This window comes from Geodermatophilus dictyosporus (assembly GCF_900115505.1).
Lineage (GTDB): Bacteria > Actinomycetota > Actinomycetes > Mycobacteriales > Geodermatophilaceae > Geodermatophilus > Geodermatophilus dictyosporus.
In genome coordinates, this window is sequence record NZ_FOWQ01000012.1 from 132,548 (window position 1) to 147,259 (window position 14,712).

A 14,712-nucleotide genomic window follows, 5' to 3' on the forward strand; every position below is an offset into this window, starting at 1 on the left:
GGGTAGACCGCCGACATGGCGAAGCGCACCGCGGTGGGGACGTTCGGCAAGGGGCGGCGAGGCATCAGCAGGACCGGCTGGGCACTGCGCGGAGCCGCGGCCGGGGCGGCCGGGACCACGGCGCTCAACGCCGTCACCTACCTCGACATGGTCGTGCGCGGCCGCGGCACCAGCTCGACGCCGGAGCAGACGGTGGCGGCGCTGGCGCAGAAGGCCCACGTCCCCATCCCCGGCGACGAGGAGCACCGGCAGAACCGGGTGCAGGGCCTCGGGCCGATCACCGGCCTGGTCGCCGGCATCGGGGTCGGGGTGCTGATCGGGCTGGCCCGCGCCTCCGGCTTCCGGTCGCAGCCGCTGGTGGGCACGCTGCTCACCACGCTCGGGGTGCTGGTGGCCTCCAACGGCCCGATGACCGCGCTCGGGATCACCGACCCGCGCACCTGGTCGGCCACCGACTGGGCCAGCGACGTCGTGCCGCACCTGGCCTACGGCGCCGTCGTCAAGACCACGATGGACGCCTTCGACCGCCTCTGACCCCGGGCACCTCCGCGGCGGCGCCCGCTCAGGCGGCGGTGAGCCGCCCCGCCAGGCGGTCGACGCCCGGTCCCGTCAGGTGCTCCAGTCCCGCGGGCCGGCCGGACACGGCCAGGAGCAGGTCCGACAGCGGGCCTCGGACCCGGGGCCCCTCCCCCGCGGACCAGTCGGCGTCGGTCGCCACGAGCTGCAGCCCCGCCACCCGTCGCGGTCCGCCCATGAGCCGGTTCCCCGCGAGGTGCTCCAGCACCCGCACGGCGACGTCGGGCGGCGTCTCGTGCCGCCGGCCGAGCGGGCGGGCGACGTCCTGGGCGTGCACGACGACGTCCATGAGCGGGTCCATCGGGCCGCTGAGCGGCATCCGGCGTGCGGACTCCGCGCTCTCGCGCAGCTGCCGCACCAGCTCGGCGGGGGCGAACGCCGCGGACCGGCGGTGCGCCACGTCCACCGTCATCCGGTCGAAGCTGCCCCGCGCCCGGATCGCGTCACGGACGACGGACGGGAGGGTGGCGCGGGTGGTCACCGTGAGGTGGGCGACGACGTCGCGGACCGTCCACGCCGGGCACAGCGACCGCACCGACCAGCCGGCGTCGTCCAGCCCCTCCGCGAGGCCGGCCACGGCCAGCCGCTCGGCCCGTACGGCGGCCTGGACCTGCTCCGGCTCCATGGTGCGCTGTGCCACGTGTCCTCCAGGGGTGCTCGTCGGTCCGGAGGAGGAGACCCGGGCCGGGCGCCGGAGTCATCGGTGCCCACTCCTGGTCAGGCGGGCGGGAGACCCCAGCCGGCCTCGTCGACGCCCCCCGGGACGGGGGCGTCGGGGTCGTAGGGCGTGCGGGTGAAGACGAAGGTGCCCACGTCGAGGTGGTCGGCGGCGATCCGCAGGGGCTCGCCCGCGTAGTAGCCGTCCAGGCCCACCCAGGTTCCGTCGCCGCGCCGGCAGAAGCGGCTGGCCCGCCCCGGCCGCCCGGGCAGGGGCCCCAGGTGCAGCAGCCCGCCGGGCAGCGCGCGCAGCGCGACCGGCGCCGGCCCCCAGTACCAGACCCCCAGTTGCGCCGGCGGCACCGGTGACGGCGAGGGCCGCCACGCCTCGACCACGCGTGGCTCGGCGGCCCGCAGGTCGGCGAGCAGGCCCGGGACGAGCACGTCCAGGCCGCTGGTCGTGTTGGCCAGCGAGACGCCGCCGGTGCCCTCCTCGCGGTCGACGAACACCCCGGCGAGGAAACCGGGCATCGAGCCGCCGTGGCCGGTCAGCGTGCGCCCGTCGACCCGCAGCACCTGCAGGCCGAGGCCGTAGGCCGACCACGCGGGCGAGGACGGGTCGACGCCCGCGGGCACCGCCATCTCCTCGAGCGTCGCCGGGGACAGCACGTCACCGGTGTCGCCGAGCAGGAACACCGCGAAGCGGGCGAGGTCGGCGAGCGTCGCCCACAGCTGCCCGGCGGCGGCCATCACGCCGGCGTCGTGCTCGGGCTCGGGCAGCACGACGTCGGCCCACGGGTGCACCGCGTACCCCTGCGCGGCGCGGCCGGACGGGCGGGGCGTCGTCCGTGCCATGCCCAGCGGCGCGAGCACCTCGGCGGTGACGGCGTCCGCCCACGACCGGCCGCGCAGCCGGGACACCAGCTCGCCGAGCAGGCCGAAGCCGAGGTTGGAGTAGTGGAACCGCCGCGCCTCCCCGAGGACGACGTGCTCACCGGTCAGCCCCAGGTCGGCCAGCGAGCCGCCCGGCACGCGCTCCCACCAGCCGCCGGGGCTCTCCGCGGCCGCGCCGGCCAGGTGGGAGAGCAGCTGGCCGATGCTGCGGTCCCCGAACGGCGTGCCGGGCACGTGCCGGTCCAGCGGGTCGTCGAGCCCGAGCCGGCCCTCGTCGCGCAGCCGCATGACCGCGACCGCGGTGACGGTCTTGCTGATCGACCCGAGCCGGTACTGGACGTCGGCGTGCGGCTCGGCCACGTCGCCGCGGCCGGCCGACCAGACCAGCCCGCCGTCGCGGACCACCCCGGCCACCAGACCGGGCGCGCGGCCGTCGCGCTGCACGCGGGCGGTGCGCGCGAGCAGGGTGCGGGCGGTCGCGGGCAGCACGGGCTCGGCCATGCCCGGAACGGTAGGTCAGGCGCGCGCAGGCGCCCGCAGCCGGCCGGTCCGCCCGGCCCAGCGCTCGAACACCACCGTGGCCAGCGGCGGGATCGAGGCGGCGAGCGCGAGCAGCGTCGTCCACCGGGACCAGCCGAGCACCCGGGCGGTCACCAGCGCGACGAGGACGTAGGCGACGAACACCGCCCCGTGCACCGGCCCGAAGAACTGCACGCCCGCCTCCGAGGTCTGCGGCACGTACTTGACGTACATCCCCGCCAGCAGGCCGACCCAGGACAGGGCCTCGGCGACGGCGACGGCGCGGAAGGCGAGGACGACGGTGCGCGGGTTCATCGGGAGCGGGTCCTCCGGGGTCGAGCGGCTCTCCCCCGTCCAACGCCGGGCCGGTCGCGGGGATCCCGTCGCGCGGTGTGACCTGCGCAGCAGGGGCCGGCGACCCCGCCGGTCAGACCAGGCGGCGGGCGCCGACGTAGCCGCCCATCGAGTCGACGGTGGCGACCTTGACCACGTCCCCCGACGTCGGTGCGTGCACCATCTGGCCGTTGCCGATGTAGATGCCCACGTGGCTGACCGGGCTGTAGAAGAACACCAGGTCACCGGGCTGGAGCTGGGAGCGGGAGACCGCGGTGCCCATCTTCGACTGCATGCTGCTGGAGTGCGGGAGGCTGATGCCGGCCGCGCGGTAGGCGTACTGGGTGAGACCCGAGCAGTCGAAGGAGCCGGGACCGCCGGCGGCCCAGACGTAGGGCTTGCCGCGCTGGGCCATGGCGGTGGCCACGATGGTCGAGGCGGCACCGCTGTCGCCCGCCGGGACGGCGGCGGTGGGCTCGGCGGCGGCCGGGGACGACGACGGCGCGCTGCTGTCGGCGGGGGCGCTGCGCTCCTCGTCACGGCTGGCGCGGGCGCCCTCGGCGGCGTGCGCGGCCGCGGCGGCCTCGAGGGCGGCACGCCGCTCCTCGGCGCTCAGCCGGGCGAAGTCGGCCTGGTACTCGGCGATCTGGCCCTCGAGGTCGGCCTGCTGGGCGGCGACGTCGTCGTAGAGGCGCTGCGCCTCGGCGGCGGCCTCGGCGGCCTGCGTCTGCGCGGCCGTGGCGGAGTCGGTGGCGACGACGGCCTGGCCGAGCAGCTCGTTCTGGTAGCCGGCGACGCCCTGCAGCAGGGTGACCCGGTTGACGAACTCGTCGGCGTCGGCACTGGTCATGAGCGCCTGCAGCGAGCCCATGCTGTCGCCGGTGTAGGCCGAGCGGGCGATGCCGACGACCTGCCGGCGCGCGGTGTCGACGGCGGCCTGGGCCTGGGCCTGGGTCGCGGCGGCGGCCTCGGCGGCGGCCTGCTGGGCGGCCAGCGCCTCGCGCGCCTCGTTGAAGCGCTCGGTGACGACCTCGAGCTCGTGCCCGCGGGCGGCGACCAGCTCGGCGGCCGCGGCCGCGCTGACCGGCTCCTCGGCGGCGGCCGGCGTGGCGGCCAGCCCCAGGCCCAGGCCGAGGACGCCGGCGAGGGCGAGGACGGCGCGGCGGCGCGACCGGCCGGTCGCGGGCAGGCCGGAGGGGGTCGTGCGGGGGAACGCCACGGTCGGCGACTCTCCTTCTCCCAGGCCGCCTACCGGGTTAGCTGACGGGTTCGGGCGTGGAGTCGCCCGGCGCGCACGCGCGCTACACCCCAGGACTGCGATGGGTCCCCGGCCCGGTGACCCGTAGGGGGCACCGGCTCGACGGCGTCCACGGGGTGTCACCCAGGTCGGTGACGGAGCGCCCCGTTGGACACACAGAGAGTAAGGCCGAGACCCCGGCGTGACAATCCCCCTCCGGTGATCCGCCGGCGGCGACCCCGGTCACGGTCGGCACAGCCCGCTGGCGTGGCCCTGTTTGGGACGGGTCCGGGCCGAGCAGGAGTCCGGGCATGTCCTCCTCCACCCGGATGCGCCTCGCCCGGCCGCTCGTCGTGCTCGCCCTGCTCGGGTCCGTGGTCGCCTGCGGCGACAACACCGACTTCTCCCGGGGGCCGACGAACTGCGACTCGGCAGGGGGGAACGCCAGCAACGAGAACGACGCCAGCTGCCAGGAGACCGGCGAGAACCCGGGCAACGACGCGCCGACGACCGACGACGCGAACCCCGGCGGCTGAGCACCACGGCCGGACCGACGGCGGGCACGGGACCTCCCGGAGGGGTGGCGTGAGCCGGTGAGCCGTGGGCGGACGTGGACGGCGGCCCGGCTCGGGGCCGAGGCGCGGGTGCTGCTGGGCAGCACCCGGCGCCAGCTCCGCGGTCGCGACCTGGCGCTGATCGCCGCGGGCCTGACCTTCTACGCCGGGATCGCGGTGGTGCCGCTGCTGCTCGTCGCCGTCCGGCTGACCGCGCTGGTCACCTCCCCGGAGGAGGTGCGCGCGCTGACGGGGCGGCTCACCGAGCTCCTGCCGGCCCAGCTGGGGGCGCCGGAGGCGGTCGAGCGGCTGGTGGCCGCCGGGGTGCGGGTGGACCTGCTGGGGTTCCTGCTGGCGCTGCTGCCGATGTCGCTCTACGGCGAGGGCCTGCGCCGGGCGCTGCTGCGGTTCAGCCAGCGGCAGGAGACCCTCACGGCCTGGCGCGGGCGGCTGCTCGCGCTGCCCCTGGTCCTGTTCACCCCCGCGCTGCTCTACCCCCTGCTGCTGGCCGCCTCGGTGATGGCCGACACCCTGCGGGAGGAGGGCCCGGCCGCGGCGCTCGCCCGGTTCGCCGTCGGGTACTACTCGGTGCTGTTCGTGCTCACCGTGCCGCTGCTGTGGGGGTTCGGCGTCGTGGCCGGGGGCCGGCACCGCCGCGGTGCGCTGGTCACCGGGGCGCTGTTCACCGCGGCCTGCCTGTCGGGCTTCCTGCAGGGTTTCGTGCTGTTCCTGTCCCTGCCGCTGGACCTGGGGGCGCCCTTCGGCGGCCTGGTGGCCGTCGGCGCGGTGGTCGCCATCGCCCTGTGGATGTTCCTGCTGCACCTGGTGCTGCTCGGCGGGTGGCTGCTCACCCAGGCCCTCGACGAACGGCTGACCCGCCCTCAGGCAGGGGCGCCGGGCCCGCCGGGCGGGAACGCCGGGGGCCCGCCCGGGGCGGGCGCGGGCGCGCCGGGTGCCGTGGGGGGCTCGGGCGCCGGCGGGCCTCCCGGGGCCGGCCCGGGCTCGGGTGCCGGCTCGGGTGCCGGTTCCGGCGCCGGTTCGGGGGCCGGCTGGGGCTCGGGCGCCGGCGGCCCGGTGGGTGGCGCCGGCGCGGGGGCGGGCGGCTCCGGCTCGGGTCCCGGCGCGGGCTCCGGCTCGGGCTCCGGAGCCGGCTCCACGTAGTCGCTGCCGTTGCTCACCAGGACGAGGACCTCCTGGCCGGGCACCGCGCGGCTGCCGCGCGGCGGGCTGGTGCCCAGCAGCGTGCCCGCCGGCTCGTCGCTGTCGACCCGGGCCGTCCGCGGGGCGAACCCGGCGTCGGTGAGCGCGGCGGTGCAGCTGCGCACGCCCGAGCAGCCGGGCACCGGGCGGGTGTTGCCGTTCAGCACCGTCTCGTCGGCCGGCGGGAACTCCCCGCTCCCGCGGGCCTCCAGGATCGGCGCCATCGCGTCGCGCCAGATCGTGGCGCCCTTGCCGCCGCCGAACCCGCCGACGTCCTCGTTCTCCTTGGGGTTGAGCACCATGACGCTGGCGGTGATCTCGGGGGTGTAGCCGACGAAGGCCACCGAGTAGTTGTCCTGCGAGGTGCCGGTCTTGCCCGCGATCTGGTGCCCGCGCACGTAGGCCCGCGCCCCCGTCTGGCCCGGGTTACCCGGCTCGACGTCGCGGCGCAGCATCTGGTTCATGGTGTCGGCGACACCGGGCGGGATGGCCTCGGGCGTGCACCGGTCGCCGACGGGCAACGGCTCGCCGTCGGCACCGAGCGCGGGCCGGCCGTGCTGGTCGAGCACGGCCGTCACCGGGACGACGTCGCACTGCGTGCCGCTGGCGGCGAACGTCGAGTAGGCGCTGGCCAGCGCCAGCGGGCTGGTGGCCTCCGCGCCGAAGGTGAACGAGCCGCGGTTCTCGTCGATGATCTGCTGCGCCAGCCCGGGCGGGCTGAACTGGAACAGCCCCATCGCCTCGGCCATCCGCACCGGCTCCTCCACGCTGCCGAGGGCGTCCTCCAGCGCGAGGAAGTAGGTGTTGGACGACTGGTAGAGCGCCGTCGTCAGGTCCAGCGTCGGCCGGTAGCCCGACCCGGCGTTGCGCACGCAGTACCGGCCGTCGGTGTCGCGGCCCTGGCAGGGACCGGAGTACACCCGCGACACGTAGGGCTCGGGCGCGGTGAGCGTGTAGTGGGAGGAGTAGCCGCGGGCCAGCGCCGCCGCGGCGACGAACACCTTGTAGGTCGAGCCCGAGCCCTGGCTGGGCCAGGTGTTGAGGTTGAACGACTCCTGCCGGAGGTCGGAGCGGTCGTAGCCGAAGACCCGGTTGACGCTCATCGCCAGCAGGTGGCCGGTGCCGGGCTCCACCGCGGTGAACATGCCGGCCAGCGAGTCGTCGACGGCCAGCGTCTGCAGCACCGCCGCGTCGCCGGAGCGCTGCAGCTCGGGGTCGAGCGTCGTCTGGACGACGTAGCCGCCGTTGTCGAGCTGGTCCTGGGTGAGCCCGAGCTCCTGGGTGAGGTGGCGCTGCACGAAGTCGCACACGTAGGGGCCGACGGTGGCCTGCACGCAGCCGCGCGGCGGTTCGGGGCCCGGCGCCAGACCCAGCGGCTCGGCCTGCGCCGCGGCGGCCTCGTCGGCGCTCACGTACCCCTGCTCGGCCATCCGGGACAGCACCTCGTTGCGCCGCGCCAGGGCCGCGTCGGGCGCGGTGAACGGGTCGTCGGAGGTGGGGCTCTGCACGAGCCCGGCCAGCAGCGCGGCCTGCGGCAGGCTGAGCGCGGCGGCGTCGACGCCGAAGAAGGCGCGGGCGGCGGGCTGCACGCCGTAGGCGTTGGAGCCGAAGTAGACGATGTTGAGGTAGCGGGTGAGGATCTCGTCCTTGCCGTAGACGTCCTCGAGGGCCAGCGCCAGGCGGGCCTCGCGCAGCTTGCGGCCCAGCGTCTGCTCGGTGGCGGCCTGCCGCTCCTCCGGGGTGTCGGCGGTCTGCAGCAGCGTCTGCTTGACCAGCTGCTGGGTCAGCGTCGAACCGCCCTCCTGCACGCCGCCCGCGGCGAGGTTGGTGGCCAACGCGCGCAGCGTGCCCTGCACGTCGAGGCCGCGGTGCGACCGGAACCGGGCGTCCTCGATGGCGACCATCGCCTGCTTCATGACCTCGGCGATCTCGCCGGGCTCCACCGGGTCGCGGTTCTCGTCGTAGAAGTAGGTGATCGGCTCGCCGTTGGCCGCCAGCAGCACGGTGTTGCCCGGCGGCGGGTCGACGGTGAACTCGGTGGGCAGGTCGCCGAGCAGGCCGGTGGACTGCTGGGCGGCCACCGCGGGGACGCCGACCCAGGGGAGGAGCACGCCCGCCACCAGCGCCCCGGCGACCACGATCGTCGCGACCAGGCGCAGCAGCGCGAAGCCCCGGCTCTGCTGCCGGTCCATGGGCCCCCCTTCTCGGCCGCGCCCATGCAAACGGAGATCGTCGGCGACCACAACCACCCGCGCCGTACGGGTGACACCGCTCACGCCGTCAGCAGCGCCGGCAGGTCGTCGCGGTGCAGGACGACGAGGGTGCTCACCGCCCGGGTGAGCACCACGTAGAGGCGGTTGAGGCCCCGCGGCTCGGCGGCGGCGATCGCGGCCGGGTCGGCGACCACGACCGCGTCGAACTCGAGGCCCTTGGCCAGCGTCGCGGGGACGACGGCGACCCGCTCGGCGGCGGTGCCGTCGTCGGCCAGCACCCCGGCGGGCAGCCCGGCGTCCTGCAGCGCCCGCGCCACCCCGGGCACCGCGGCGTCGGCGCAGACGACCCCCACCGACCCGGGCCCGGCGGCCAGCGCGGTGACGACGTCGGCCAGCGGGCCGGCGAGGTCGGCGACCGGCCGCACCTCCAGCGCCCCGGGCTCGCGGCGCACGGCGGTGGCCGCGGGCAGGCCGGGCGCGATGGCCGGCAGCAGCCGGTTGGCGTAGTCGAGCACCTCGGCGGGCACCCGGTAGCCGCGGGTCAGCGGCCGGACCGCCGTGTCCGGGCGGCCCAGCCCGGCCAGCGTGGGCGCCCACTCCGACGGCGACCACGGACTGGTGGCCTGCGCCAGGTCGCCGAGCACGGTGAGCGACCCGGCGGCCAGCCGGCGGGCCACCGCCCGGCACTGCATGGGCGAGAGGTCCTGCGCCTCGTCGACGACGACGTGGCCGTAGCCGGCGGTGCGCTCGACCAGCCCGGCTGCCTCGTCGACGAGGACGGCGTCGGCCTCGGTCCACGGCGCGGTGCGCACCGAGCGGGTGGCCGGCCGCAGCAGCAGTGCCTGCTCGTCGTCGGTGAGCACCCCGCGCGCGGCGCGGGCGAGGACGGCGGGGTCGGTGAGCAGGTCCGCGACCAGCCCGGCGGGGTCCCGGGCCGGCCAGACGGCGTCGCAGAACGCGCGCACCTCGGGGCTGCGCGCGGCCCGGCGGGTCTCGGCGTCGGTCGGGCTGCCGCCGGCCTCCTCCTTCTGCCGGCGCGCGTCCTCGGCCAGCAGCAGCGCGAGCCGCTCCCGCCCGGCGGCGTGGTGCAGGCGCTGCTGGTCGTCGGCCACCCGGCCGCGGCGGCGCAGGTCGTCGACGTGGCGCTTGAGCCGCTCCACCGGCACCCGGTAGCGGCGGCCGGCCAGCGGGACCAGGACGTCGTCGGCCGGCTTGGCGATGGCGCCCCACAGCGCGCGCTCGAGCACCTGGGCCATGCGGGCGTCGCCCTTGAGCGCGGCGACCTCCGGGCGGTCCTGCGCCCGCACCGGCACCCGGCCGGTGAGCCCGGCGACCGTCGTCTGCTCGACGTCGACCTCGCCGAGGGTGGGCAGCACCTGCTCGATGTAGCGCAGGAACGCCCGGTTGGGCCCGACGACGAGCACGCCGGTGCGGGCCAGCTGGCCGCCGTGCGTGTACAGCAGGTAGGCCGCGCGGTGCAGGCCGACGGCGGTCTTGCCGGTGCCCGGGGCGCCCTGCACGCAGACCGACTCGGCCAGCGGCGCGCGCACGATCTCGTCCTGCTCGGGCGCGATGGTGGCCACGATGTCGCGCATCGGGCCACTGCGCGGGCGCTCGATCTCCTGCCTCAGCAGGGCACCGTCGCCCTCGTCGCCGGCACCGAGCAGCTCGTCCTCGTAGCCGGTCAGCTCGCCGCCGGAGAAGCCGAACCGCCGGCGGCGGACCAGGCCCTGCGGGTCGGCGGCGCTGGCCCGGTAGAAGGGCCGGCTCATGGGCGCGCGCCAGTCGATGACCACGGGCCGGCCCGTGGCGTCGCGGACGTGCCGGCGGCCGATGTGGAAGGTCTCGTCCGCGGTGTCGGTCCGGCCGAAGAACGGCGGGACGCCGGGATCGGCGGCCAGCGAGCGCAGCCGCTCGGCGCGGGCGGCGCCGAGGCGCTCGGAGGCCCACGCGTCGACCCCGGCGTCGGCGACGGCGGAGGCGGCGGCGCGCATCCCGGTCAGGCAGTCCCCGGCGAGGGCCAGGTGGGCGCGCTCGGCGGCGAGGACGGGATCGGTCGGGGTGGCGGAGGTGGTCGTGTCGGTCGGTGTCGCGGACACGGTCGGTGGACGTTACGCCGTCCGCCGGCTGCCGTCCTCCGACTTCCGCACGCTAGGGGCGGTCGCCGGGCTCCACGACGTGCACCTGCACCGCCCGGAACTGCGCCGGGGTGGCCAGCAGGGCCTCCTTGGTGGGCTCGCCGACCTCCAGGGCCGGCTCCCGGCGCAGTACGGCGAGCGGGGCCAGCCGCGGGTCGGCGAGCACGCCGTCGACCATCCCCCGGTCGCCGCCGGTCACGACCGCCACCACCTGCGCCGCGTGCGGCAGCAGCACCCGCGCGGCGGTGTCGGCGGCGGCCGAGACGACCGCGTCGGCCTGGTTCGCCCGGCGGCGGGCGAACCGCTGCTGCGACCAGCCGCCGGCGGCGCTGCGGCCCTGCACGAGACGGGTGTCGACCTTGGAGACGACGAGGTCGCTGCCGGCGAAGACGCCGACCGCCCAGCGCCCGCGGCGCACCAGCAGGACGGCGACGTGGCGGGGCTGCCGGGCGGCGGCGGTGAACGCCGTGAGCAGCGGGGCCGACGGGGTCCAGCCGAAGGGGGCGCGCAGGGCGACGGTGGTGCCGTCGGCGCAGGTCAGGCGCAGCGTCCCGTCGTCGTCGACGGTGGTCTGCAGCGCGCCGTGCCGGGCGGCGACGCCGTCGACCCAGCGGCCGAGGCGCTCGGGGGCGACGCCGAGGACGCGGCCACCGCCGGCCGCGGGGCGGGGCCGGGTCAGCGGGCCATCGCGGGCTCGGCGGCGTGCTCGGCCGGCACGTGCAGCAGCCGCTGGAACGCCAGGACGACGACGGCGGCCAGGCCCGCCGAGACCGTCGCGACCAGGAAGGCGGAGTTGGCGCCGTACGTGTCGACGATCTTGCCCGCGGCCGAGGTGCCGACGGCCACGCCGAGGCCGAGGGCGGTGCCGATCCAGGTGAACGCCTCGGTGACCGCCGACCGCGGCACGATCAGCTCGGCGAGGGTGAAGGAGCTGATCAGCGAGGGCGACACGGCCACGCCCGCCACCACGACCAGCGGGAGCATCACCCAGACGTTGCCGACGAGCGAGAGCGGCACGGTCAGCACGGTCAGCACCGCGAGCACCACCAGCAGCCGGTGCCGCAGCGGGTGCCGCCAGTGCACCGCGCCCCAGCCGATCCCGCTGGCCATGGAGCCGAGCGCCAGGCCGGCGATGAGCACGCCGGACAGCGCCATGGCGTCGGCCTCGTCGGCGAAGGCGACCAGGGCGATCTCCAGGGTGCCCAGGATCGAGCCGACCGCGGCGCCCACGACGAAGAGCACCCTCAGCCCCGGCGTGCGGATCGCGGCGGGGCCCCGGCGGGCCTCGTGCCCGTGCGGCGGCGGCTCGGTGCGGCCCTGTGCCGCGAACAGCAGGGCGCCGACGACGGCCAGCACGAAGGCGGTCACCACGCCGGAGGTCGCGTGCCCCGTGGTGGAGAGGAAGGTGACCAGCACCGGCCCGACGATGAAGACGAACTCGTCGACGACGGACTCCATCGCCAGCGCGGCCGGCAGCCGCGTGGTGCCGCGCAGCAGGTGCGTCCAGCGCACCCGGATCATCGAGGCGACCGGCGGGATGCACGCCCCGGCGAGACCTGCGGTGACGAAGAAGGTCCAGCGCGGCCAGTCCTCCTTGACCGCGGCCAGGAACAGCGCGCCGGCGGCGGCGAAGACCACGACCACCGGGAGCAGCGTCCGGCGCTGGCCGTGGGTGTCGGCCCACCGGCCGAGCAGCGGCCCGGCGATCGCGGTGGTGACCGCGCCGGCGGCCGCGACGGCACCGCCCAGGCCGTAGGACCCGGTCTCGGAGGCCACGAGCAGCACGCAGCCCAGACCGACCATCGACAGCGGCAGCCGGCCGATGAAGGCGGCGAGCACCATGGGCAGCGCGTGCGGCGTGCGCAGCACGTGAAGGTAGGGATTGAGCACCGGGGCGGGACCTGTCGTCAGGGGACGCGGGTTCGCGCGCCACGCTAACCGACGTCCGCGCGCTCAGCAGTCAGACCGCTCCGTTCCGTGCGGGGCGGCGGCGGGCCCCGCCCCGGACGACGCTGTCCGGTGCGGGGCCCTGGACCCGCGCGGGCGGCCCTCCTGCAGGGCCCCGCCCCGAGCGTCAGCGAGGGGTGGGGGGCAGGAGGGCCCTTCCTCAGGCGAGCCGGCTCTTGAGGATCTCCAGCTCGTCCCACATGGTGCTGGGCAGCTTGTCCCCGAACTTCTCGAACCACTCGGTGATCTGCGGGATCTCCTGGCGCCACTCGTCCTTGTCGACGGCGAGCGCCTTGCGGACCTGGTCCTCGGTCATGCCCAGGCCCGAGACGTCGAGCGAGTCCGCCGTCGGGACGTGGCCCACCGCGGTCTCCTCGGCGGCGGCGGTGCCCTCGAGGCGCTCGACGACCCACTTGAGCACCCGGCTGTTCTCGCCGAAGCCCGGCCACAGGAAGCCGCCGTCCTCGTCGCGGCGGAACCAGTTCACGTAGAAGATCCGCGGCAGCTTGGTCGAGTCGTGCATCTTGCCGGTCTCGACCCAGTGGCCGAAGTAGTCACCGGCGTTGTAGCCGATGAACGGCAGCATGGCGAACGGGTCGCGGCGGACGACGCCGACCGCGCCGGTGGCCGCCGCCGTCGTCTCCGAGGACAGCGTGGCGCCCATGAACACGCCGTGGTTCCAGTCCCGGGCCTCGGTGACCAGCGGGATCGTGGTCTTGCGGCGGCCGCCGAAGAGGATCGCCGAGATCGGCACGCCCTTCGGGTCGGTGTACTCCGGCGCCAGGATCGGGCACTGGGTGATCGGGGTGCAGAACCGCGAGTTCGGGTGCGAGGAGGGCTCGTCGGAGTCCGGAGTCCAGTCCTGCTTCTTCCAGCTGGTGAGGTGCGCCGGCGGCTCCTCGGTCATCCCCTCCCACCAGACGTCGCCGTCGTCGGTGAGGGCGACGTTGGTGAAGACGGAGTTGCCGTTGTCGATGGTGCGCATCGCGTTGGGGTTGGTGTCCCAGCCGGTGCCCGGGGCGACGCCGAAGAGCCCGTACTCCGGGTTGATGGCGTAGAGCCGCCCGTCCTCACCGAACCGCATCCAGGCGATGTCGTCGCCGATGGTCTCGACCTTCCACCCGGGGATGGTCGGCTCGAGCATCGCCAGGTTGGTCTTGCCGCAGGCGCTGGGGAAGGCGCCGGCGACGTAGTACGTCTTCTGCTGGGGGCTGGTCAGCTTGAGGATCAGCATGTGCTCGGCGAGCCAGCCCTCGTCGCGGGCCATCGCCGAGGCGATCCGCAGCGAGTAGCACTTCTTGCCCAGCAGGGCGTTGCCGCCGTAGCCCGAGCCGTAGGACCAGATGGCCCGCTCCTCGGGGAAGTGCACGATGTACTTGGTCTGGCTGCAGGGCCACGGCACGTCCTCCTGGCCGTCGGCCAGCGGGGCGCCCAGGGAGTGCATCGCCGGCACGAACGGCCGGTCGGTGCCCATCGCCTCGAGGATGCGGCTGCCGATGCGGGCCATGACGCGCATCGAGACGACGACGTACTCCGAGTCGGTGAGCTCGACGCCGAACATCGGGTTCTCGGCCTCGACCGGGCCCATGCAGAACGGGATGACGTACATCGTCCGGCCGCGCATCGAGCCGCGGTACAGCTCGGTCATGACGGCCTTCATCTCGTCGGGGGCCATCCAGTTGTTGGTGGGCCCCGCGTCGGCCTCGTCGACCGAGCAGATGAACGTGCGGTCCTCGACGCGCGCGACGTCGCTGGGGTCCGACGCGCACCAGAACGAGTTGGGCTTCTTCGCCAGGCGGGTGAAGGTGCCGGCGTCGACCAGCCGCTGGGTCAGCCGCTCCCACTCCTCGTCGGTGCCGTCGACCCACACCACCTGGTCCGGCTGCGTCAGCTCCGCCATCTCGCGCACCCACGCCAGCAGTCGGGCGTGGGTGGTGGGGGCGTTGTCGAGACCGGGGGTGGCCACTGAAGTCACGGCGTCTCCATCCTCTGGGGCACGCCGGGTGTCGACGACACCGGCGCCGGGTCCGGGACGGCGGTGGATCTCCGGCCGTCCGGGTCGGGTCAGCGTACAAGCGGGGACACCCGCCTGTAACGGTGAGAGATGTTACGTCCTAGACGTCTTGCCACCTCAGGTCAGGATGGCTTTCGCCCGCCATCGACGGGGTCCGCGCCGCCGTCGGGAAGGCTCGACGTCTTGCTGCCCAACCCACCGGTTGAGGCTTCGTTGAGTGGGTGCCTCCCGGCGGCGGTCCAGTCCGGGCAGCTGACGCTCGATAGAGGCGTGGGGACGCGGCTCGTGGTCCCTTGAGGTGCTCGCGCTCTGCCCGGCCGCGGTCGACGGCGCAGCGGAGGCAGGGATGTTCGCAGGAATCGACAGCCACAAAGACACCCTGGCCGTGGCGGTGATCGACGACGGCGGCCGGGCGGTGGTCGTCCGCCAG

At 75.7% G+C, this 14,712-nt stretch carries 11 protein-coding genes, 1 pseudogene and 1 riboswitch; of the genes and pseudogenes, 3 read left to right on the forward strand and 9 right to left on the reverse strand.

The genetic code is table 11. From position 1 onward, the window contains the following. Positions 1-15 precede the first annotated feature (15 nt). Positions 16-534 (forward strand): hypothetical protein, encoded by a 519-nt coding sequence (locus tag BMZ33_RS22390; RefSeq protein ID WP_091116998.1) that lies wholly within the window; start codon positions 16-18, stop codon positions 532-534. A gap of 28 nt (positions 535-562) precedes the next feature. Here BMZ33_RS22390 and BMZ33_RS22395 read toward each other — a convergent pair whose 3' ends face one another. From BMZ33_RS22395 to BMZ33_RS22410, 4 genes are all read right to left on the reverse strand, one after another. Then, a complete protein-coding gene (locus tag BMZ33_RS22395) occupies positions 563-1,216 on the reverse strand; it encodes a maleylpyruvate isomerase family mycothiol-dependent enzyme (RefSeq protein ID WP_169064732.1) in 654 nt (217 codons plus the stop codon). A 77-nt stretch (positions 1,217-1,293) separates the two neighbouring features. Then, a complete protein-coding gene (locus tag BMZ33_RS22400) occupies positions 1,294-2,628 on the reverse strand; it encodes a serine hydrolase domain-containing protein (protein WP_091117005.1) in 1,335 nt (444 codons plus the stop codon). A gap of 15 nt (positions 2,629-2,643) precedes the next feature. Next, complete coding sequence (locus tag BMZ33_RS22405) at positions 2,644-2,961, reverse strand: DUF3817 domain-containing protein (RefSeq protein ID WP_091117008.1); 318 nt, start codon at positions 2,959-2,961, stop codon at positions 2,644-2,646. A gap of 112 nt (positions 2,962-3,073) precedes the next feature. Beyond that, positions 3,074-4,198 carry a C40 family peptidase gene (locus tag BMZ33_RS22410; RefSeq protein WP_169064733.1) on the reverse strand — a complete coding sequence of 375 codons (1,125 nt, stop codon included), beginning with the start codon at positions 4,196-4,198 and terminating at the stop codon, positions 3,074-3,076. Between the two features lie 12 nt (positions 4,199-4,210). Beyond that, positions 4,211-4,341: riboswitch (cyclic di-AMP (ydaO/yuaA leader) on the reverse strand. 186 nt (positions 4,342-4,527) lie between these two features. Between BMZ33_RS22410 and BMZ33_RS22415 the strand changes: the two genes are divergently transcribed. Both BMZ33_RS22415 and BMZ33_RS23840 read left to right on the forward strand, forming a co-directional pair. Then, complete coding sequence (locus BMZ33_RS22415) at positions 4,528-4,752, forward strand: hypothetical protein (protein WP_091117011.1); 225 nt, start codon at positions 4,528-4,530, stop codon at positions 4,750-4,752. A 108-nt stretch (positions 4,753-4,860) separates the two neighbouring features. Next, a pseudogene (locus BMZ33_RS23840) lies at positions 4,861-5,628 on the forward strand (YhjD/YihY/BrkB family envelope integrity protein); the annotation flags it as partial. A 23-nt stretch (positions 5,629-5,651) separates the two neighbouring features. Here the strand turns inward: BMZ33_RS23840 and BMZ33_RS22425 are convergent. The 5 genes from BMZ33_RS22425 to BMZ33_RS22445 all read right to left on the reverse strand — a co-directional run bounded on the left by BMZ33_RS22425 (position 5,652) and on the right by BMZ33_RS22445 (position 14,243). Continuing rightward, positions 5,652-8,162 carry a transglycosylase domain-containing protein gene (locus tag BMZ33_RS22425; RefSeq protein ID WP_091117015.1) on the reverse strand — a complete coding sequence of 837 codons (2,511 nt, stop codon included), beginning with the start codon at positions 8,160-8,162 and terminating at the stop codon, positions 5,652-5,654. An 80-nt stretch (positions 8,163-8,242) separates the two neighbouring features. After that, the gene (locus BMZ33_RS22430; RefSeq protein WP_169064734.1) at positions 8,243-10,282 is read right to left on the reverse strand and encodes a HelD family protein; all 2,040 of its coding nucleotides are present in this window, start codon (positions 10,280-10,282) and stop codon (positions 8,243-8,245) included. A 52-nt stretch (positions 10,283-10,334) separates the two neighbouring features. Then, entirely contained in the window at positions 10,335-11,000 is a 666-nt protein-coding gene (locus BMZ33_RS24570; protein ID WP_091117110.1) for an acVLRF1 family peptidyl-tRNA hydrolase, read from the reverse strand. Further along, on the reverse strand, positions 10,997-12,190 hold the full coding sequence (locus tag BMZ33_RS22440) for an MFS transporter (RefSeq protein WP_169064735.1): 1,194 nt from the start codon (positions 12,188-12,190) through the stop codon (positions 10,997-10,999). The genes BMZ33_RS24570 and BMZ33_RS22440 overlap by 4 nt, the downstream gene beginning before the upstream one ends. 238 nt (positions 12,191-12,428) lie before the next feature. Then, positions 12,429-14,243: a phosphoenolpyruvate carboxykinase (GTP) gene (locus tag BMZ33_RS22445; protein WP_091117024.1), complete on the reverse strand. Its 1,815-nt coding sequence runs from the start codon at positions 14,241-14,243 to the stop codon at positions 12,429-12,431. Positions 14,244-14,712 lie beyond the last annotated feature (469 nt).

Coding starts and splice junctions, on each gene's coding strand:
- BMZ33_RS22390 (WP_091116998.1), top strand. CDS start 16: ATGGCGAAGCGCACCGCGGTGGGGACGTTCGGCAAGGGGCGGCGAGGC.
- BMZ33_RS22400 (WP_091117005.1), bottom strand. CDS start 2,628: ATGGCCGAGCCCGTGCTGCCCGCGACCGCCCGCACCCTGCTCGCGCGC.
- BMZ33_RS22405 (WP_091117008.1), bottom strand. CDS start 2,961: ATGAACCCGCGCACCGTCGTCCTCGCCTTCCGCGCCGTCGCCGTCGCC.
- BMZ33_RS22415 (WP_091117011.1), top strand. CDS start 4,528: ATGTCCTCCTCCACCCGGATGCGCCTCGCCCGGCCGCTCGTCGTGCTC.
- BMZ33_RS22425 (WP_091117015.1), bottom strand. CDS start 8,162: ATGGACCGGCAGCAGAGCCGGGGCTTCGCGCTGCTGCGCCTGGTCGCG.